We start from the raw sequence: 20,723 nt of genomic DNA, 5'->3' as shown, positions 1-20,723 counted from the left end.
AGCCGCGCCATAAACCTGAGCCGAGGCTGAGCCACAAAAAAGCCCCCGTAAACGGAGGCTCATGTAAGACGAACTGCGAATTCTACTTGTTAAACATTCCGGAAACCCGACTGTCAATGGCGTCGCGCCATCCTCCCAGCCACATCATTTTGGCGTCCATCGACTGATAGGGACAATTCTCCTTTGAACGCCCTGACAAACCTGCTTGAAATCCACGTGCTTGTGCTCTTTCCAAACGATCCCGTTTTTGTCTTTTCATTTAACGCTCATCCTTCTTTTTTGCCGTCTACAGGTTGAGGAGGCTGTCGCCTCAGTCACCACTATTGGCGATTTTTTGCCCGGGTTCAAGCCCCAATTATGACAACAGAAAGGAATTTCAGTTAAATTACTGAGAAGAAACGCACTATTTTATACAAAAAAAAAGAGGAGCCCGGCTCCTCTTTTATCCTAGCTTGATTAAGCGATTTAGCGGCGGCGACGGAACCAGGCCAGTGGCAGCAGAGCCAGTACCCAGGTCAGTGGCAGCGAGGCACCAGAACGCTCGTTCGGAGTGGAGTCACCATCGGTTTCCAGCGGGATGGTACAGCTGCTCTCGCCGGCGTTGGCACGCAGCACCACCGGACGCGGCAACTGATCGGTGATCGGCTTACCGAAACCATCGGTCTCGATGACAATTTTAGTCACGGTCTCGCCGCTTTCCGGATCGGTCACCTCTTCGGTCACCACCTTGCCATTTTCCACTTTGACTCGTGGCAGTTGCACCAGTGCAGTACCGACGATCTCACCGTTGTCGTTGATGCCGTTGGCTTCAACAATGGTGAAATCCGCTTCGTAGGTAATGCTCTGAGCGAAGGTGGTGTCGTCGGTGATCATGAACTTGGACCAGCGCTTGCCCTCATCGTCCACCACACTGCCGTTGTCATCGGCCACGAAGCCGCGAGATTTACAGGTCAGCAGGTTGTTGAGGTTCACAAAGGTGTTGCTGTCGCCCGCCTCATCGGCCACGTAGTCATACACGAAGGCGTTGCGACGACGAGGCAACTGCGCCTGCACGTCGACTTCGATGTTACCCACCACCAGACCGTTATTGCTGATGTCTTTGGCCAGCGACGACAGGTCTGTCTGGCCGCCGGGGTTAAAGTCGCTTGGCTCTCGGTAGTACTCTTCGCCGGAATTCACGTCATAAACCCAGAACTTGGTTCTTGGGTAGCCGCTGATGTAGCGCTGTACCGTACCGACTGCGATGCCGCCATCGTTAATGGCGGTCGCGGTAGAGCCGCGCAGGCCGTCAACGTTCAGCTTGCTGGGGCTGAGAATGGTGCCGTCAGGCTTCCAGATCTGAGCCCAGCGGTACGACATCAAATTGTTGCTGTCGTTACGCTGGTTGGACTCGCCCACCACCACGCCACTGGCGTTGATGCCCAGGCCCATGGCGGTGTACACCGTGGTATCGGTATCCAGTGGCGTAAACGGCAGATCCAGAGTCTTGGTTAAGGTGGCGGCGCCGCTGGCCGGGTCCAGCTGCCAGATGGCAGGCCGCACCTGGTATTGAATGGTGCCACTGTTCTGCTGCGCCTGAATGCACACGTCCATCGGGTTGGCGGTGGTCGGGTTTTCCAGGAACACGTTCCAGCAGCTGTCGACGACGTCTTCAGAGCCACTGGCCAGGGCGGTACCGACGTAACCGGTGATCTGATCCAGGGTGTTGACGGCGGCAGCGACCGAGTAGCCACCAATGTCCACGGTGGACGAGCCGGACACCTCTGAGGTGTATTCGGTGTAAGGGGGAACCAGGAAGGTCTCATTGCCACCGGACTGCACCACGCCGCGGGCATCGAAGTCGCGAACGTAGAAGAACGGGTCCTCGTCACCTTCATCCGGAGTGGGATCGGCCACCTTGGATTGAGTGCCGGAGGTGCGCCCTACCCGTACGTCACCGTCGGCCTTAATGCCGAAATAGAACGCATCGGAGGTGGCATCATTGTCGGTATCATCCGGGGCACTTTGGTTGTTGATGGGGCTGTGGACCGCGGTCCAGCCATTGCCTTCATCAATCTCATAGGCAAAGTTGTTGCCCTGAAAGGCACGACTGATGTCCGGGCTCAGCGCATCGACGGTGGGGAAAATGACGTCTTCCACTTCGCCGATGATGCCGTCGTCTTCCAGACCGCTGGTGTTGTTGACGCCCTGAGCAATGCCCAGTACCACACCCTGGTTGTTGATGTCGCCACCATAGCCGTTACGAGTGGCGGGCAGCTGACTGGATGCCAAAGAAAACATCTCATCCAAGTTGACGATCTCATAGGCATCCCATTGACGCGGAGCCGCCTGCGCGCCCCATGCCGTCAGCAGGGCCATCGCCAAGGTGGTTTTCTTATAGTTACACTTCACTAGGCTCATTCTTTCCCCTTAGCCTGAATTTTGCATTGTTTCCAGCTCTTCCCATCGGCTGAAACACAGTTCCAATTCTTGTTCATCCTGAGCCAGTTTTGCCAGGATGCGGTTGGTCTCATTCGAGTCCTGATCAAAGAACCCGGGAGCCGCAATCTGTTGTTGCAAGGCCTCAATGGCCTCCTCGAGGGCCTCCATCTTAGCAGGAAGCGCGTCAAGTTCACGTTGTAATTTGTAGGAAAGCTTCTTAGCTTTAACCGGCTCCGATTTTTTCTCCTCTTTCGCCGGTTTATCAGCCACTTCAGCCGTTTTCTGCTGAAGTTCTTCGCCAAAGAACCGAGCGCCGAGTCGGTGGGCGTCGCTGTAACCACCCACGTATTCGTGCCACAAGCCATTGCCACCAAACCACCAGGTGCTGGTCACCGTGTTGTCGATGAACTCACGATCGTGAGACACCAGCAGCAAGGTGCCGTTGTACTCGGCCAGTTTGGCTTCCAGCAATTCCAGAGTTTCGACATCCAGATCGTTGGTGGGTTCATCCATAACCAACAAATTTGCCGGTTTCAGGAACAGTTTCGCCAGTAACAGCCGGTTTTTCTCCCCTCCGGAGAGGCTGCGAACCGGGCTGCGGGCCCGAGCGGGTGCAAACAGGAAGTCCTGCAGGTAACCCAGAACGTGGCGATCTTTACCGTTGATGGTCACCGTCTGCTTACCTTCGGCCACGTTATCCTGTACCGATTTGTCCAGATCCAGGTCGGTGCGGTGTTGGTCAAAATAGGCCACTTCCAGCTTAGTGCCCTGCTTCACCTCACCCTGCTGCGGGGCCAGTTCGCCCAGCAGCAACTTAATCAGGGTCGATTTACCACAGCCATTGGGACCAATCATGGCGATGCGATCGCCGCGGGTCACGATGCGGTCCATCGGCGCGACGATGGATTTATCCGGCCAGGAGAACCCCAGGCCTTTGATGTCGAACACCAGCTTACCGGACAGGCTGCTGCTCTCCATCTTCATGTTGGCATTCCCCTGACGGCTCAGGCGTTCGGCTCGCTCCTGACGCATCGCTTTCAGCGCCCGAACCCGGCCTTCGTTGCGGGTCCGGCGGGCCTTAATTCCCTGACGAATCCAGGTCTCTTCCAGGGCCAGTTTGCGATCAAACTCCGCCGCCTGCTCCTCTTCAACCCGCAGTGCTTCCTCTTTAGCGACCAGGTAATGGGCGTAATCGCCGGGGAAGCTGCTGAGCTTGCCGCGGTCCAGATCCACAATTCGAGTGGCGGTGCGACGAATGAAGCCGCGATCGTGGCTGACAAACACGATGCTGCCGGCAAAGCCTTTCAGCATCTCTTCCAGCCACTCGATGGCGTCGATGTCCAGGTGGTTAGTCGGCTCATCCAGCAACAGCACGTCCGGTTGGCGCACCAGTGCCCGTGCCAGGGCGGCCCGGCGCTGCCAGCCGCCGCTGAGATCGCCCATGGCGGTATCGCCATTGAGGTTCAGGCGACTCAAGGTCTGGCTGATCTGTTGCTCGGCGCCCCAGGCTCCGTGCTCCTCCATCTGCTCCTGCAACCGGTGCAGTTTCGACAGGTTCTTATCGCTGGGGTCGTCGGCCACCAGCAAACTCAGACTCTGATAGCGTTCCAGCAGTTCACCCACCTCCGCCAGGCCCTGAGCCACGTAGTGATAGACGCTGCCCTGTTGCTGCCGCGGTGGATCCTGGGGCAGATAGGCGATCTTGATGCCGGTATCGATGCCCTTGGTGCCGTCGTCCATCTCCTGCAGCCCCGCCAGGACTTTCAGCAGGCTGGATTTGCCGGCACCGTTACGGCCCACCAGACACACCCGCTCGTGGGGCTCAAGAATAAACTGGGCGTGATCCAGCAGCGGCGTGTGTCCGAAGGCCAGTTGGCCATTGTTAATTCTGATTAGGCTCATGATGTTTGGTCGTCTGTAAACTGCGTCAAGGTCAGGGCGTCAAAAGGCCAGCCCAGTTCGCGGCCGCTGCTGTGGCGCAGCACCGGAATCCGTTCGCCATACGCCGCCACCCATTCGGGGGAATCGATGATGTCCTGGCGGTGTACCTCAAGTCCGGCCTCATTCACCAGCGCCTGTGCCAGTTCGCACAGGTGGCAACCGTCGGTATGAAACAGGGTGTACTCAGGCATGGTTCACCAGCCAGGCGTTGTGAATGTGCTTGTTGCGGGCGAAGTCCGGCGACATGGTCTTATCGCTGATGTTCTGCGCCGCCAGGCCCAGTTCCGCCAAGCCGTCGAGATCCATCTTAAAGTTGCGCTTGTTGTTGGAGAACAAGATGGTCCCGCCCGGACGCAGCAGGCGTTTGAGGTCGGTCATCAGCCGCAGGTGATCCCGCTGAATGTCGAAAGTGGTGGCCATCCGCTTGGAGTTGGAGAACGTTGGCGGATCGATAAAGATAAAGTCGTATTTCTGATTACAGCGCTCCAGCCAGGCCAGGCAGTCGGCCTGCACAAACTGGTGCTGGCGCCCCTTGATCCGATTCAGCTCAAAGTTCTCTTCGGCCCAGGCCAGATAGGTCTTGGACATGTCCACCGTGGTGGTACTGCGGGCGCCACCGAGGGCGGCGTGCACCGAGGCCGAACCGGTGTAGGCGAACAGATTCAGGAAGTCCTTGCCTTTACTGTGCTGCTGTATGTGACGACGGGCCAGGCGATGATCCAGGAACAGGCCGGTATCCAGGTACTCGGTCAGGTTAACCTTGAAACAGGCGCCGTACTCCATCACGTTCAGATCGATGGAACGGGATTTCTGCTTCTGATACTGGCTCTTGCCCTTCTGGCGCTGACGGGTCTTAAGCACGATCTTATCCGGATGCACATCCAGCACCTGAGGGATCTGCCACATGATGTCCACCAGCCGTGATTTGGCCTTGGCTTCATCCACGGTCTTTGGCGGCGCGTACTCCTGCACCACCACCCAGTCCTGGTAGCGGTCTACGGCGACGTTGTAATCGGGCAGATCCGCGTCGTACAGGCGGAAGCTGTCGATCTCCTCGCCCTTGAGCCACTTAGTCCGTTGTTTGAGGTTTTTCTTGAGGCGGTTACCAAACTCTTCTCCGCCCCGCGGCTGAGCCGGTTCATTGGACTCCTGCTCCTGGCGAGCGCGAATCTGGTAGTTGGCCAGCTTCACTTCCAGGTTGGAGTTAAACAGCTTGTATTCTTTGTCGCTGCGCATCCGCAGGGCGTTGAACAGCATGTCATCGCTGCACAGCAGGCTCAGCTTCCAGTCACCCCAATGGCCCCGCAACGCGCGACCGAGATCGGAATAGAGGCCGATCATCCCGGACAGGTTGCCCAGGCGTTCGCCATAGGGGGGGTTGGTGACGATGAAGCCGGGCTCTTTGACCTCGGGCCGGGCCTTGAGGGCGTCCTGCTGGCTGAGCTTAATCAGCTTATCGACGCCGGCGCGGGCGGCGTTCTGCTTGGCAATGCCCACCACCCGGCTGTCCAGGTCGGAACCGATGAAGCGGGTCTTGCAGCTGCGGGCGCCGCGATCGCCTCGAACCTGGGCTTCGTTGGACAGCTCGTCCCACAGGGCATCGTCGTGGCCCTTCCAGGCGTAGAAACCCCAGTGTTCGCGCAGCAGTCCTGGGGCCTTGTCCGCTGCCATCAATGCCGCTTCGATCAGCAGGGTGCCGGAACCACAAAACGGGTCCACCAACGCCTGGTCCTGATGTTTGGTCCAGCCGCTGCGGATCAGCATCGCCGCCGCCAGATTTTCTCGCAGTGGTGCCTGACCGTGATCCAGGCGATAGCCGCGCTGGTGCAGCGGCGCGCCGGAGAAGTTCAGTCCTACGGAAAGGCGACCGCCCTTGAGGACACAATCGATCTTGATGTCCGGATCGGTCTTGGTGATGCCGGGGCGCTGGCCACTGTCTTCGCTGAAGCAATCGACAACGGCGTCTTTAATCTTGAGGGCGCCAAACTGGCTGTTACGCACTTCCCGGTTGGTGCCATGAAAATCCACCATAAAACCGCGCAGGCTGGAGAACAGCGACGGCCAGTGGATCTCTTTGACCTTATGGTACATGTCGTCGGCATCGGTGATCTCGAAATCACTGATCACCATCACCACCCGGCTGGCCAGGCGGGACCACAGACAGATGCGGTATGCGGTGGCAAGATCCGCCTGGAAATGGACAACCGCCAGGCCCTCGTGGACCTCTTCGGCTCCCAGCTGGTTAAGTTCATCGACCAACAGGTACTCTAGACCCTTGGGTACGGCGGCGTAAAAGCGCTTCATGGCATTCCGGCAATTAAGATACAAAACACCCATTATACCTTGATGGCGGGCGTTCGTACCGCTCAATTACCTGGATAGTGCTGCAAAATGCACCAGTTGCGCCAAGGAAGCTAACTGACTGACGAAAAAGCGGGAACGGATCGGCTGTGTGGACGCTAATCGAGGATCAGGCGGCAGAGTGAGCCCGTCGCTTGGCCTGCTGCGCTGGCACCAGCCTATCGTTCATCACTTTGATGGGCTGGAAACACGGCAGCGATTTGCTGGCAGACAGCGGCAAAGCCTCGGACAGCAGCATCACCAGCGAACTGCGCTCTTCCGATTGCACCACCACAAACAAACCACTGCCGTGATCCGTGTCCAGCTGGCACAGCTTACCCACCCGGCTGTAGACGATGCTGTTGCTGTGGTGGAAGTACCAACTCTTGGGCATTCTCGGCAGGGCAAAGAACGCCAGTGCGGTGGCATTGATGGCAATCTGCACCTGCTGTGGCTCCGACAGGGTCAACTGGTTGCCAATGTCGGACAACAGCTGGGTGTAACAGTCGGCGTGCTCGGCACTGAAAACCATGCCCTGAAGGGCATCGGGAATAATCTGACTGGCGTCGTAGGGAGTGACAAACACCATCTCATCCCCCAGGTCGAGTGCTAACCTGGAGTGTTGCGGCTCGAAGAACCAGCGCCAATTGACCGTAGGCATAAGCAACATGAGTGGCATCCTTATTTACTGGATGAAAATTATACTAATATAAATATTCAGGTTTGGGCAAGAAATAAAATAAATTATTTTAAACGATCAATTATATACCAAGGGGATCTCAAATTCGATCCTTTTTGGATCGTCGATCGCGATCGATATAAAAAAGAAAGGCCGCAATATTGCGGCCTGACTATTATTTGATCAATCCGGGTTATCTTTTAAGAAATGCCTCAGTGATCGATTTAATTAAGCACGGGCCATTATAAATAAAGCCGGTATACAGCTGTACAATTTTTGCGCCCGCATCGATCTTATCCATCCCGTCCTGGGCACTGTCGATCCCCCCTACTCCGATAATCGGCAATCGGCCGTCGAGGTACTCGGCAGCCTTGCGAATCACCTCGGTAGAGCGCTGGGTCAGGGGCGCGCCGCTGAGGCCACCCGCTTCGCTGTGCTCGGGAAGGTGCTTAACCGGATCGCGGTCGAGGGTGGTGTTGGTGGCAATCACGCCATCGAATTTATATTTCAGCAGGGCATCACACACCTGCTTTAATTCCTCATCGCTCAGATCCGGGGCGATCTTCAATGCGATGGGGACATACTTATCGTACTGTTTGGCTAACTCGGTCTGGCGATCTTTTAAGCTACCGAGAAGATCATCCAGCATTTCGCCAAATTGCAGAGTCCGCAGGCCGGGAGTATTCGGTGATGAGATATTAACCGCAATGTAGCCGGCAACGTCGTACACTTTATCCATGCAATACAGGTAATCGTTCTTGCCCTCTTCCAAAGGCGTGGTTTTATTTTTACCGATATTGACACCAATAATGGCATTGCCGGGATTACTGGCTTTAATGTTCTTAACCAGGTTATCGACGCCCTTATTGTTAAATCCCATGCGGTTGATGATGGCCCGCGCCGGCTTTAACCGGAATGCTCGAGGCTTATCGTTACCCGGTTGTGGCCGCGGCGTAACGGTACCGACCTCGATGTGACCGAACCCCATGGCCGCAAAGCCATCGATGCTTTCACCGTCTTTGTCCATGCCGGCTGCCAGGCCGACCGGGTTAGGAAAGGTGATGCCCATACACTCTACCGGTGCTGAAGGGACGTTCTGGCTGTAGAACACAGACAGCGGGGTATTAGCGGTATGACGCAGGGAGGTGATTGCAAAGTTATGAGCAAACTCAGGACTGGTCTGAAATAGAAACTTCTGCGCAATCTTATAAAACAATTTTTTTTCTCCTTCCTAAAAAAAGCCCCGGTAAAAACCGAGGCTTGATTCGCTAATGATTAACCATTGGTATCACAACGCATGATCAACAGATTGAGCTCCCGTAGGGCAACAGAGAATTTTGCAAATTCATGTGTTTTGGAGCTGTGGAACTCTGCCATCATGTGTAGCCATCTATCCAAGGTTTGTTCGTTTGCCTCAACCCAGAGGTTGATGATGTTGTCGGCCTGGCATTCGCCTTCGCAGTTGCGCAGTACCACCGAGGTCAACAGTCGCTGCTGCCAGTCCAGGTCTTCCCGGAAGGCGGCCCGCGCCAGTGCCTGCCAATGGTTGCTGACCGGCTGCTCGCTGATCTGGTTCAGGAACCAGTGCAGTTCGATGCCGGCGCCGAGCTTGAAGTAGGTCTCGGCCACCAGGGCAACCGGCTTCTGCTCCGACTTGGCCACTTCGGCAATGTCCAGCGCCGAGAACAGCGTGCTCAGATGCGACATGCGTCGTGCCAACTCAACCGATACGCCCTGTTCAACCAGTGCGTCTTCGTCCTTGGCCAGTTGCGCCACTTCATCCTCAACCAGGAAGCGATCGAATCCGGCATCCAACTCTTCCACCACACCTCGGTAGAAGCTCGATACCGCTTCGATGCTCAGGCTGCGATTACGGTGACGCAGGAACCAGCGGGTCACTCGGCGAATGGTGCGGCGCACCTGCGACAGCAGTTCGCTCTGACGGTGTGCATCCACGTCGTCCTGAGCGTTGATCTGCTGCTTAAGATCTTCGAGATCAAATACCTGACAGGCGATAGAGTAACATATCGCGACCTCTTCCACTGCGGCACCAGTCTCATCCTGCATACGCTGGATAAAATTAAGCCCCATGTCGTTGATGATGTCGTTGGCCAGGTCGGTGGCGATGATCTCACCGCGCAGCGGGTGCTTGCCCATCTGCTCGGAGAAGCGTTGCTGCAGCTCCTGTGGGAAGTAGTTCACCAAACGGCGGGCCAGGAACTCGTTGTCGGTGATCTCCGGCGACACCAGCTGCTCCTTGAGCACCATCTTGGCGTACGCCACCAACACCGACAACTCCGGACGGGTCATGCCAACACCGGCAACCAGGCGCTCATTCAGTTCATCTTCGTTGGGCAGGAACTCCAGCGACCGGTCCAGCTTGCCCAACTTCTCCAGATGCTGCATAAAGCGAATCTGCTCTTTGAGCTGATCGGCGTTGTCTACCTGAGTCACCGAGATGCTCTGGGCCTGGTCGCGGCAATCCCGCAGCACGATTTCGGCCACCTCATCGGTCATTTTTTCCAGCAACAGGTTGCGCTGCTTCACGGTCAGGTCGCCTTCTGCCACCAACTGATTCAGCAGGATCTTGATGTTGACCTCGTTATCGGAACAATCCACCCCACCGACGTTGTCGATAAAGTCGGTGTTGATGCGACCGCCGCTGATGGCGTATTCGATACGTCCTAGCTGGGTCAGTCCCAGGTTACCGCCCTCGCCCACCACCTTGGCCTTAAGGTCGCCGCCATTGATGCGCAGTACGTCGTTGGCGCGATCGCCCACATCGGCGTCGGTTTCACTCTTGGCCTTCACATAGGTGCCGATGCCGCCATTCCACATCAGATCCACCTCCATCTTCAGCAGATGACGGATCAGTTCGTTGGGCGGCAGTTGGTTCTTGGTGGTGCCAATCATCGATTTGATCTGCGGCGTCAATTTGATGGACTTGGCGCTGCGGCTAAAGATGCCACCACCGGCAGAGATCAGGGTGATGTCGTAATCTTCCCAGCTGGAGCGAGGCAGGTTGAACAGGCGCTCCCGCTCGACGTAGCTGGCCTCGGCGTTGGGCGCCGGGTCAATGAAGATGTGCTGATGGTTAAAGGCCGCCTGCAGGCGAATGTGGCGGGACAACAGCATGCCGTTACCAAACACGTCGCCGGCCATGTCGCCGATACCCAGACAGGTAAAGTCGGTGGTCTGGCAGTTCACCCCCAGTTCACGGAAATGGCGCTTCACCGACTCCCAGGCGCCGCGGGCGGTGATGCCCATCTTCTTATGGTCGTAACCAAACTGACCACCGGAGGCGAAGGCATCGCCGAGCCAGAAATCGTAGCTTTCAGAGATGGCGTTGGCGATGTCCGAGAAGGTGGCGGTGCCCTTGTCCGCCGCGACCACCAGGTAGGGGTCGTCTTCATCGTGGCGGACCACCTGTTGCGGTGGGGTCAACTCACCGGCAACGATGTTGTCGGTGATGTCCAGCAGCGCGCTGATGAAAATCTGGTAGCAGGCCTTGCCTTCCGCCAGCATGGCTTCGCGCTCCGACGGCAGGTTCTTACAGACGAAACCGCCCTTGGCACCGGACGGCACGATGACGGTGTTCTTAACCTGCTGCGCCTTCACCAGCCCCAGTACTTCGGTCCGGAAATCTTCACGGCGATCGGACCAGCGCAAGCCACCGCGGGCCACTTTGGCGCCCCGCAGGTGCACCCCTTCCACGCGAGGCGAGTAGACGAAGATCTCAAACTTCGGCAGCGGCAGCGGCATCTCCGGAATCATCATCGGCGAGAATTTGTAGGAGATGTAGCTCTTCTCTGCGCCGTTGTCGCCGCGCTGATAGAAATTGGTTCTCAGGGTCGCCTGCATCAGTTCGATGAAGCGACGAATGATGCGGTCGTCGTCGAGGTTACTGACGTCGTCCAGATAGGTGTTGGCCAGTTCCACCTGCTTGTCCAGATCCCGTTTGGTCTTCGAACTCGGGTTGAACTTACGATCGAACATCTTCACCAGCAAGGTGGCGATGTGCGGGTAGTGGCTCAGCGTCTCTTCGATGTAGCTTTGCGAGAAAGTACCGTCGATTTGACGCATGTACTTGGCGTAGGAACGCAGCACACTGGCTTCACGGCCGGTCAGCCCGGCAGACAGGATCAGGCGGTTAAAACCATCGTCTTCCAGCGCGCCGGACCACACCTTGGCAAAGGCATCCTGGAATCGCTGCTGTGAGGCGTTGATGTCGGCGTCGATGTTGCCGGACAGGGTCATGTTGAAGTCCAGCACCCAGTACACCTGACCGTCGCTGGTGTTGATGCAGTACGGACGCTCTCCGATCACCCGCAGGCCGAAGTTCTCCAGCATCGGCAGCACGTCCGACAGGTGGATGGGCTCATCCTTATGGAACAGCTTCAGCCGAACGTGGTTGCTGTCCAGTACCGCTTCCTGCGGCTGGTAGAACAGCATGCCCAGGTTGTGATCGTCGCCCAGCTTGGCCAGCTTGGCCACGTCCACCACCGCCGCCGACGGCAACACGTCCTCTTTGTAGCTGCGAGGGAAGCCAGGAATGTAGTTATTGGCAATCGCCTTACCCTTGGCCTGGCCAAAGGTTTTGCGCAGGGCGCTGTCGACCTTATCTTCCCAGGAGCGGGTCAGCTCAACCAAGTTGGTTTCCAACTCAGTGACATCAATATCCATATCGTTATCTTCGACTTTTACCAGGTAATGGGTTCGGGCCAGGGTCGACTCGGAGAAGAAAGTGGTGAACTCCACGTCTTCCTGAGTTCGGAAATGCTCCGCCAGCAACTGCTGAGTGTTGACCCGCAGTTGGGTGTTGTAACGGTCTTTAGAGACATACACCATGGCCGAGATAAAGCGACCAAACAGATCCTTGCGCAGGAACAACCGCACCTTGTCGCGGTCCTGCATCTGCAGCACGCCAAGGCCAAACTCCAGCAGTTCCTGCTCGGTGGCCTGAATCAGTTCGTCCCGAGGGTAGGTTTCCAGCACGTTCATCAGCGCTTTGTAATCGTGGGACTTCGGCGCCAGCTTGGAGCGTTGCATCACTCGGTCCAGCTTGCCGGACAGCAGCGGAATGCCGCGAGGGCTGCGGTTGTAGACGGTAGACGCATACAGGCCGATGAAGCGGTCTTCGCCGATCACCTTGCCGTTGTCGTCAAATCGCTTCACACCAATGTAATCGATGTAGGCCGGCCGGTGTACCCGACTCTTGGAGTTGGTTTTGGTCAATACCAGCGGATGCTCGCCCAGGGCTTCGCGCCGGGCGGCTTCAGGCAGGGTCGACAGCAGCAGATTCTCACGGCCGTTCTCCTTGGACCGCATCATCCCCAAGCCGGTTTCCATCAGCGGCACCAACTCGATGTCGCCGGACACCGCTTTGAGGTCGTAGCGACGGAAGCCCAACAAGGTGAAATGATGGTCGAGCAGGAACTGCATAAACTGCGAGCTTTCCTTGTGCTTACCGTCGCTGTCGGAGGCGATCATCTCTTTGACGGTCTCGCCCATCTGGGCCCGCATCGCCTCCCAGTCGTTGACCGAGGACTCGACGTCGGCCACCACCGAGTTAAGTTCATTCTCCAACCCGGAGATCTCCTCCTGGGTGGTGAGGTTGTCCACCTCAATCAAGAACACCGCGGTGCGTTCATCCTTGGGCTTGGCATCCGCCAGCGAACGCAGCGCGGTAATGCGGCCCTGCTTGTCGCGACTGATGGCCAACGGCACGTGGATCAACAGGTGCGAGGTCACCCCGATGCGGTTCAGGGCCATGGACACCGAGTCCACCAAAAACGGCATGTCCGGCTGAATCATCTCCACCACGGTGTGGTTGGACTGCCAGCCGTGGGTGCTTTGGGCCGGATTGAACACTCGGTTAAAGGCCGCGCCTGCGGTCACGGTATTGAGGCTGTTCCAAAGGCTGAGAATGGCGCCGTAAAGGTCGCTGTCACTGCGGGCGTAGAGATCGTCGCGGGACAAGGTCCCGTAGAGAGAGTGCGCGAAACTTTCCAGAAGCGCGGCTTCTTTTTTCGGCATGTTGTTGTGGATGAGGGCCACAACGTTGTCTAGAAGTACGGAAGGGATGGAATCGTTATTAGCCATGTTGCTTATTCCCTCTGCTGCAATGGCACCAGTATTTTATTATGGTTTTTTCCAGCCGCAGCGGCCCCTTCGGCCCCGCGACTTGAAGCGAAGTGTATCACCATTTTTTGGGAACTGTGAGCACAATCCACTTTCGAAAATAGCGGTTATAGGCGGTTAAACAGGAAGATCTGAAAAAAGCGTCAATAATGCACGCTTTCTATGCAACAAAGGCCGCAAATGCGGCCTTTTTATTCATGGTGCCTATTTAGGCAATCAGGCTTTTCGATTAAACCACAACAACTTAACCATTGCTGGCAGGAGAATAATCGCGGCTAACATGTTCACTAGGAACATAAACGTCAACATTATGCCCATGTCCATCTGGAACTTCAGCGCCGAGAATACCCAGGTGCTGACCCCCACCGCCAGGGTGATGCCGGTGAACACCACCGCGTTACCCCGATCGCACAGCGCTTTGAGGTAAGCCTGCTGCACCGGCATGCCCTCACGCAACAGAATCGACATGCTCGACAGGATGTAGATGCCATAGTCGACACCGATGCCCACCCCCAGGGCGATCACCGGCAGGGTCGAGACCGTCAGGCCAATCTCCAGCATGCTCATCAATGCCTGTGCCAGGGTCGACACCAGGTACAGTGGCACAATCACCGCAATGGTGGCACGGATGGAGCGGAAGCTAACCAGACACAACAGGAATACCGCCCCGTAGACGTACAGCATCATCGGCGTCTGCGCCGCTTCTACCGCTTCGTTGGTGGCCGCCATCACCCCCACCGGACCGGAGGCCAGGCGGAACTTCAGCTCGTCGGTGTCGTACTCTGACGTCAGCTTCTTGACTTCTGCCACCACGGTGTCGATGGTCACCGCCTTGTGATCTTTCAGGAACAGGTACACCGGCATCACGCTGCAGTCGTTGTTAAGCAGGCCGGTGGAGGTGGGGATCTGCGCCACCGACTGCACCAGAGTCGCGGTGGTTCTAGGCAGCACCCGCCAGCGCGGGTTGCCCTCGTTAAAGCCGCCGTTGACCACTCGCGCCACCGAGCCCAGACTGGCCGCAGACTCCACCCCGGGCACGTTTTCCATCTGCCACTGGAACCTGTCGATGCGTTCCAGCACATGGTGATAGGTACAGGCTTCCGGGAAGCCCTCCACGATCACCGTCAGTACGTCGGTGGTAATGGAGAACTTGTCGGTAATGAAGGCCGTGTCCAGGTTATAGCGACTGTCGGCCTTTAAGGCCGGCGCCCCGGCATGCAGATCGCCAATCTTCATCTGCTGCGACTTAAGGTAGCCGGCGCCATAGAGCACCACCGCCGCCGACACGATGATCACCGCCCAGCGTTTGGAGGCGAACACCGAAATTGCCTTCCAGACCGGCGATACCGAAGCATGGGCAACCCGCATCTTGGCCAGGTAACGTTCACTGAAGGTAACAAACGACAGCAGCACCGGCAGCAGCACCAGGTTGGTAAGGATGATCACCGCCACACCCAGTGACGCGGTGATGGCCAATTCGCGAATGATGCCGATGTCGATGGACAGCAGGGTCAGAAAGCCGATGGTGTCCGACAGCAGTGCCACGCCACCGGGGATCAACAGGCTGCGAAACGCCAGCTGCGCCGCCGCCTTGGCGTTATGGCCTTCGGCTACCTTATGGCCGACGGCATTGATCATCTGCACCCCGTGACTGACGCCGATGGCGAATACCAGAAACGGCACCAGAATCGACATGGGATCCAGGCCAAAGCCCAGCACCGTCAGGCCCCCCAGCTGCCACACCACCGCGATCAGCGAACACAGCAGCGGCAGCAGGGTCAGCTTGATGCTGCGGCAGAAGTACCACACCATCAGCGCGGTGATGAACAGGGCAATAACAAAAAACGCCACCACACCGGCCGCACCTTCGGCCACATCCCCGGCCATCTTGGCGAAACCGATGATGTGAATCTTTATCTGGTCATCCTGATACTTGACCCGCAGCTCCTGCTCCAGAGTCTCAGCCAGTGCCAGCACGTCCATGGGCTTGGTCATGTCCGTCAGCCCCAGGGCCTGGGCCTCGGCTCGCTCCTGCTCATTGAGGGCGATGCGGTCCAACAGTTGCGCGCTGACCATGGCGGCACTGAAATCATCGGCCACCAGCCGTCCTACGGCGCCGGCCTTTTCGATGTTGCCCTTGACCACCGCCAGCCCTTCCTCGGTCGGCCTGAAGTCGGCGGGGATCACCGGCCCCCCCTGAAAACCGTCTTCCACCACCTCGGTAAACCGGGTTGAAGGGGAATACAGGGATTTCACCAGGCTACGGTTAACCCCGGGCACGAAGAACAGCTGATCGTGAATCTCCCGCAGCACATCAAAGAACTTGGGGTTGAAGATGTTGCCACTGCTGTCCTCGACCGCCACCATGATGCTGTTGGCGCCGCCAAACTGCTCCTGGTGCTTGAGGTAGGTGGCCATGTAGGGATGATTGAGCGGTATGTTCTTGGTAAAGGCCGCATCCATCTTTAGCTGACTGGCACTGAAGGCCAACGCCACCGTGGCAAGGGCAAACACCGCCATCACCAATTTCCGGTGCCGGAACAACAGCTGTTCAATCCAATTCACCATCCTTGTGGTCATAACTGCTCCTTACTGCTTTAAGGTGATGTCTTGAACACCGTGGGAACCGACAACCCAGTACTGTCCGGGCTTCCCTTCCACCACATCCACCAGATCCTGACCTTTGGCCACCTGGTGGACGACAAAATCGTCGCTGTCTTTTTCACGGCGGGCCAGAATGCCGCCGTTGGCAACCAGAATAACGCTGCCGTCGCTCATGACCCGGCCGCCGTTGAAGGTGGACAGGGTGTCGACCTCCAGCGGGTACCAGCTTTGACCCTGATCGGTACTTTGGAACACGTTGCCGCGCAGACCGAAGGCCACCCAGTCGCCTCCCTGAGTCTCTACCATGTCCAACAGAGAACCAAAGTAGATCTCCGGCAGACGGGTCCAGGTCCTGCCCTGATCGCTGGAGCGGGCCATCAGCCCCATCTCACCGACGATAAACAGTGAGCCGTCTTTGAGTTGGGTGATGCCGTTGATGTGAGGCAGCATCGCCGCCCGCTCGGCCAGGTAGTCCTCCTCACTCTCGGCGCGAATCTCCTCCAGATAGAGTCGATCGTCTTCGATGAGCAGTGAGTCGAGAAACTCGAACTGCCAGTGTTTACCGCCATCGGCGGTGCGAAACAGCTGGCCGTAGGCGCCCACGGCGATGCCGTTGTCGACATCGAAGAAATGGGCATCGAGCAGGGGAATCTCAACCTCAGGCAACCACTGCTGCAACTGCCAGCTGGCACCGCCGTCGTCGGTGCGCAGTATGGTGGCGTCATGGCCCAGAGCCCAGCCCTGGTTATCGTTCACCATCACTACCCGGGTCAGCATGGTACTGACCGGCACCTTGGCCTGTTGCCACTCTCCCTTAACGCTTGACGAATACAGAACGTGACCCCGGTTGCCCACCGCAATCATCCCAGCCGAAGTCTGAGCCAGGCTCATCATCGGACTGACGCTTGCTTTGGTGGCATGAATTGCCGGATTGGGCAATGGAGTGGGGACATCCGCCAGGACGGGCGTTCCGATCAGCACAAGCGGAAATAACATTGTATACCGCATAGTTATATTCCATAGCGGGGGCACCGGGGTGCCCCCTATTCTTATTGTGATGTGATTAGCGACGTCCGCTGCGACGCAGTGAGTTGGTAGTAAACTCCTTCTTGACGCTGAACTCCTCATCGAAGCTGGCGACACCGTCTTCGTTATCCAGCCCCATGGCCAGGTAACGACGAGAACTCAGATCGTAGAACACTTCCAGGGTGGTCCAGACCGTCGGCAGGTCGTAGTAGTTGACCGCGTGCGCCATGCCGACGCGATACAGCTCATCACGCTTGTCGTACAGGTCGACCATGCTTACCTGCCAGCTGTCCTCATCCAGATAGAAAGTACGGGTCTTGTACAGGTGGCTGATGCCATCTTTCAGTGTGGCTTCCACCTCCCATACCCGGTGTTTTTCCCAGCGCACCAGATCCATGTTGATGTGGCCCGGCTTGAGGATCTCTTTGTACTTGATGTCGGCACCGTGCAACTTGTAGTTGTTGTAAGGAATCAACAACTCCTTCTTACCCTTGAGGGTCCAGTTGTAGCGGGACGGCGAGCCATTGTACATGTCGAAATCGTCGGTGGTACGCATGCCATCGGAGGCGGTGCCCGGAGTATCGAAGGCCACATTAGGGGCCCGGCGAACCCGGCGTTGTCCGGTGTTGTAAGTCCAGGCCTTACGCGGTTCTTTCTCCTGGTCCATGGTCTCATGCACCAGCAGCGCGGTTCCCGCCAGGCGAGCCGGAGAGGTCACCACCTGCTTGAAGTAGAACAGCAGGTTGTCTTTTTCCAGCGCGGCGGCGTTGGCGTCCGGACGCGAGTAGAGGAACTTAATCTTCTCGTCGGTCTTCACCAGGGTGTAGCTGCCGCCGGCAGTTGGTGCCGCCTGCCCCCGAAGAATGTGGGCGTCGGTACCGCGATAACGCAGGATGTGGTTCCAGATCGCTTCCAAACCGTTAGCCGGTATTGGGAATGGCACTCCGATGGCGGCGTTCTTCAGGCCGTTGCCCCCGGCCACCAGTTCGGCGGTGGTGGCGTTGGCCACCGACGCGTCGTAGATGAACTGAGGGTAAGAGGCGCTACGATGGGTCGGAAACACATCCATCTTGAACGTGTCCGGGTACATCTCGAACATCTTGATGACACCGGGTGTCAGCAGCGCCTTATACTGATCCACGTTGGCGGCGGTAATGGAGTACAACATCGCATCGCCGGCGTAAGGATCGGTGTGGAATTGGCCAGGCTGATAGCCTGCGGGCGCCTGAGTGATGCCGCCATCCCAGGCCGGAATGGAACCATCGGCGTTACCCGCTTTCTCTGCACCCACCGGCGTCAGCGTGGAACCCAAAGCCTTGGCCTGCTCCGGCGTCACCTTGGCGGCGACCCCAAAGCTGCACGATACGGCGAGTGCTGCGGCAATAATACTGAATTTTTTCATTTCCCCTCTCCCCCGTTAGATAGAGAACTTAAGGTTAAAGGAGACAAAGTCTTTGTCTTCCATGGAGTTAGTAGAACCCTTTCCGTCCCAGAAAGCGTTGTAACTGAGATCGGCTGACCAGCGGCTCTGGTAGTCGAAGCTCAGGGTGGCCGAGGCCGACTTGCGCTCTTCCACGAACAGGAACAGTGGATCCGGTGTGGTACCGCTGACGTCGTGAGAGAACACCACTCGTGGCGACACGTTCCAGCCAAAGGCGACGTTGGAATAATCCCACTTAGCCACCAGACGGTAGCCCCAGGCGGAGTCGGTTGGGAAGGCGTCTTCTTCCGGGCCGTTATGGAGAATGTCCAGCACCGCCAGGTTATCTTCCCGTCCGGCAGAGCCGGCACGCTCGGTGCCAGGACCATTCATCCGCAATACCGCTTCGTCGGGCATGTCGTGCAACCACACGCCGCCCACTTCAGCCAGCATCAGGAAGTTGTCCGCGCCCATGGTGGGGCCGAAGATGTGGGTCAGGGTCATCTGTACCTGGGTGCTGTCGGTCAAGACGTAGCCCGGAGCGCTCTCACCGGGTCCGGCTTTAGAGCCGTCGGGCAGCGTGTACTGCGACAGGTCCTTAAAGATGGCGTAGGTGACCGGATCGGCGTTGTACAGCTGCTCGGGCATGGCGGCAAACAGCAGTTCTACGTCATCAATCTGCAGCGGTTCATCCTGACGGTAAGCCACTTCACCGGCCACCGAGGTATCACCAATGGTGGTGTTAAAGGACACGCCGTACAGTTTGATGTCTTCCGGGTACTCCAACTCGGCTTTGGAGAAGGTCTGCAGATCCAGCAGGTCCTGACGGCTGACGTCGCCATTCAGTGCAGCCAGAGTCGCCAGATCCGCGGCCACGGCGTCGGCACCGAAGTTGGCGGTCTGACCGCTGATCAGCGGACGACGGCTGTGGTAGTTCATGAAGTAGAAGCCAAATTCGGTGTCGTTCCACTGCGGCGCAAAATAGCCCAGTTTCAAACCGAACTGGCCCTGATCATCGGGCTCGTTTTCATGGCCGATGAGCGTGGCTTTGGTGGGGTAAGCCAGCGCAAACGGCGCCAACTGCGCCAGGCCAGCCGCCCCGCCCGCTTCCGCAGCCTGTCCGGCAACCATGCTGAGCTGGCTGTATTGCTGCAGCAACCAGTCCAGGGTGTTGTCCGGGTTGGAGGTGAAGCCCAGCTGGGCGTTATTGACATAGCCGCCGGCGCCGGCGAAGTCATTGCTGGAGAAGTAGGTGCCGGTCACCGGCAGACGAGTCTGCTCCCAGCGATACTGGTAGAAGGCTTCGAAGTTGAGGTTCTCGGTGATCCCCAGCGACGCCCATACCATCCCAACCGGAATAAAGGCTTCCTTCAGCTCCGAACCCGGCGCCTGCAAACGCGCCAGATCCACCGGGTTGATGTTGTTGATGCCGTGGGCAATCAGGGTGCTTTCACCCCAGCTGACCACCTGCTCACCGATGCGAACCGACAGCGGCATGTCGCCGATGTCCCAGTCGGCAAAGAAGTAGGCATCGAGCAACCGAATGTCGGAACAGGCGTATTCGGACGCCTTATCATCGGCACAGACGTCGTATTCGGCGCCGGATACCGGGTTGCGGTAATCAAAGTCGGAGTCTTCCATGCGCTTGTCATAGAAGTACATGCCCCGGACGAAGATCCCCATGTTGTCGTACACCAACTCGAGTTCGTGCAGACCTTTGAAGATTTCAGAGAAGGTATCGCCCTGATCGTACAGAACGTTTGCCAGGTCGCCGTTGGCCGAGTAGGAACCCGGCATGGCAAACAACTGGTCACCGCCGTAGATCTCGTTAAAGCGACCGTTGGCAAAATCGAATCCGTAACCGGTCCAGTCCAGGCCTGGCTGGCTGGACTTGGCAATGTTGCTGTAGTTGCGGTCTTCGACCCGCCACGCAGCACCCACTGTCCAGGTTGAATCGAAACTCCCCTCTATCTCTCCCCAATTGAAAGTGACGGCTGCAGCCGGGCCTGACAATATCAATCCGATACTGGCAGCCAACGCTGAGCGGCGAAAAACCAATGCGCCTTGTCTCATTATCGCGGTTCTCCCTTCCCTGAATTTGTTGTTTTGGCATGCATCGCCAAGTAACGACACATTAACCCCATTGTTACA

Annotated in this window: 12 protein-coding genes; all 12 read right to left on the bottom strand. The window is 57.5% G+C overall.

The genetic code is table 11. The annotated features are described in order from the left end of the window. Positions 1–82: 82 nt before the first annotated feature. Positions 83–259, bottom strand: a complete 177-nt coding sequence (gene rmf / locus H598_RS25955; protein WP_084144401.1) for a ribosome modulation factor — start codon at positions 257–259, stop codon at positions 83–85. Positions 260–465: 206 nt separating this feature from the next. After that, a complete protein-coding gene (locus tag H598_RS0109260; RefSeq protein ID WP_084144400.1) occupies positions 466–2,400 on the bottom strand; it encodes a DUF3466 family protein in 1,935 nt (644 codons plus the stop codon). Between the two features lie 9 nt (positions 2,401–2,409). Next, entirely contained in the window at positions 2,410–4,323 is a 1,914-nt protein-coding gene (uup, locus tag H598_RS0109255; RefSeq protein ID WP_028112775.1) for an ATP-binding cassette ATPase Uup, read from the bottom strand. Next, the gene (locus tag H598_RS0109250) at positions 4,320–4,553 is read right to left on the bottom strand and encodes a glutaredoxin family protein (RefSeq protein WP_028112774.1); all 234 of its coding nucleotides are present in this window, start codon (positions 4,551–4,553) and stop codon (positions 4,320–4,322) included. Before H598_RS0109250 ends, uup begins: the two co-directional genes overlap by 4 nt. Next, positions 4,546–6,666 (bottom strand): bifunctional 23S rRNA (guanine(2069)-N(7))-methyltransferase RlmK/23S rRNA (guanine(2445)-N(2))-methyltransferase RlmL, encoded by a 2,121-nt coding sequence (gene rlmKL / locus H598_RS0109245; protein ID WP_028112773.1) that lies wholly within the window; start codon positions 6,664–6,666, stop codon positions 4,546–4,548. The genes H598_RS0109250 and rlmKL overlap by 8 nt, the downstream gene beginning before the upstream one ends. Before the next feature lie 166 nt (positions 6,667–6,832). Further along, entirely contained in the window at positions 6,833–7,372 is a 540-nt protein-coding gene (locus H598_RS0109240; protein WP_028112772.1) for a cell division protein ZapC, read from the bottom strand. A 202-nt stretch (positions 7,373–7,574) separates the two neighbouring features. Further along, a complete protein-coding gene (gene pyrD, locus H598_RS0109235) occupies positions 7,575–8,597 on the bottom strand; it encodes a quinone-dependent dihydroorotate dehydrogenase (RefSeq protein ID WP_028112771.1) in 1,023 nt (340 codons plus the stop codon). Positions 8,598–8,656: 59 nt separating this feature from the next. After that, positions 8,657–13,483, bottom strand: a complete 4,827-nt coding sequence (locus H598_RS0109230; RefSeq protein WP_028112770.1) for an NAD-glutamate dehydrogenase — start codon at positions 13,481–13,483, stop codon at positions 8,657–8,659. Between the two features lie 255 nt (positions 13,484–13,738). Next, complete coding sequence (locus H598_RS0109225) at positions 13,739–16,102, bottom strand: efflux RND transporter permease subunit (protein WP_028112769.1); 2,364 nt, start codon at positions 16,100–16,102, stop codon at positions 13,739–13,741. 9 nt (positions 16,103–16,111) lie between these two features. After that, entirely contained in the window at positions 16,112–17,122 is a 1,011-nt protein-coding gene (locus H598_RS0109220; protein WP_051252622.1) for a WD40/YVTN/BNR-like repeat-containing protein, read from the bottom strand. Between the two features lie 67 nt (positions 17,123–17,189). Continuing rightward, a complete protein-coding gene (locus tag H598_RS0109215; protein WP_028112767.1) occupies positions 17,190–18,554 on the bottom strand; it encodes a DUF1329 domain-containing protein in 1,365 nt (454 codons plus the stop codon). Positions 18,555–18,569: 15 nt separating this feature from the next. After that, positions 18,570–20,645 (bottom strand): DUF1302 domain-containing protein, encoded by a 2,076-nt coding sequence (locus H598_RS0109210; RefSeq protein WP_028112766.1) that lies wholly within the window; start codon positions 20,643–20,645, stop codon positions 18,570–18,572. Positions 20,646–20,723 lie beyond the last annotated feature (78 nt).

It is taken from the genome of Ferrimonas kyonanensis DSM 18153 (assembly GCF_000425405.1).
In the GTDB taxonomy this organism is placed as follows: domain Bacteria; phylum Pseudomonadota; class Gammaproteobacteria; order Enterobacterales; family Shewanellaceae; genus Ferrimonas; species Ferrimonas kyonanensis.
Note: the sequence above shows the minus strand (reverse complement) of the source record. Positions and strands in the feature narration are given on the sequence as shown.

Excerpts from the sequence above, each read along its gene's own strand:
- rmf (WP_084144401.1), bottom strand. The coding sequence starts at position 259 with ATGAAAAGACAAAAACGGGATCGTTTGGAAAGAGCACAAGCACGTGGA.
- H598_RS0109260 (WP_084144400.1), bottom strand. The coding sequence starts at position 2,400 with ATGAGCCTAGTGAAGTGTAACTATAAGAAAACCACCTTGGCGATGGCC.
- uup (WP_028112775.1), bottom strand. The coding sequence starts at position 4,323 with ATGAGCCTAATCAGAATTAACAATGGCCAACTGGCCTTCGGACACACG.
- H598_RS0109250 (WP_028112774.1), bottom strand. The coding sequence starts at position 4,553 with ATGCCTGAGTACACCCTGTTTCATACCGACGGTTGCCACCTGTGCGAA.
- rlmKL (WP_028112773.1), bottom strand. The coding sequence starts at position 6,666 with ATGAAGCGCTTTTACGCCGCCGTACCCAAGGGTCTAGAGTACCTGTTG.
- H598_RS0109240 (WP_028112772.1), bottom strand. The coding sequence starts at position 7,372 with ATGTTGCTTATGCCTACGGTCAATTGGCGCTGGTTCTTCGAGCCGCAA.
- H598_RS0109230 (WP_028112770.1), bottom strand. The coding sequence starts at position 13,483 with ATGGCTAATAACGATTCCATCCCTTCCGTACTTCTAGACAACGTTGTG.
- H598_RS0109225 (WP_028112769.1), bottom strand. The coding sequence starts at position 16,102 with ATGACCACAAGGATGGTGAATTGGATTGAACAGCTGTTGTTCCGGCAC.
- H598_RS0109220 (WP_051252622.1), bottom strand. The coding sequence starts at position 17,122 with ATGTTATTTCCGCTTGTGCTGATCGGAACGCCCGTCCTGGCGGATGTC.
- H598_RS0109215 (WP_028112767.1), bottom strand. The coding sequence starts at position 18,554 with ATGAAAAAATTCAGTATTATTGCCGCAGCACTCGCCGTATCGTGCAGC.
- H598_RS0109210 (WP_028112766.1), bottom strand. The coding sequence starts at position 20,645 with ATGAGACAAGGCGCATTGGTTTTTCGCCGCTCAGCGTTGGCTGCCAGT.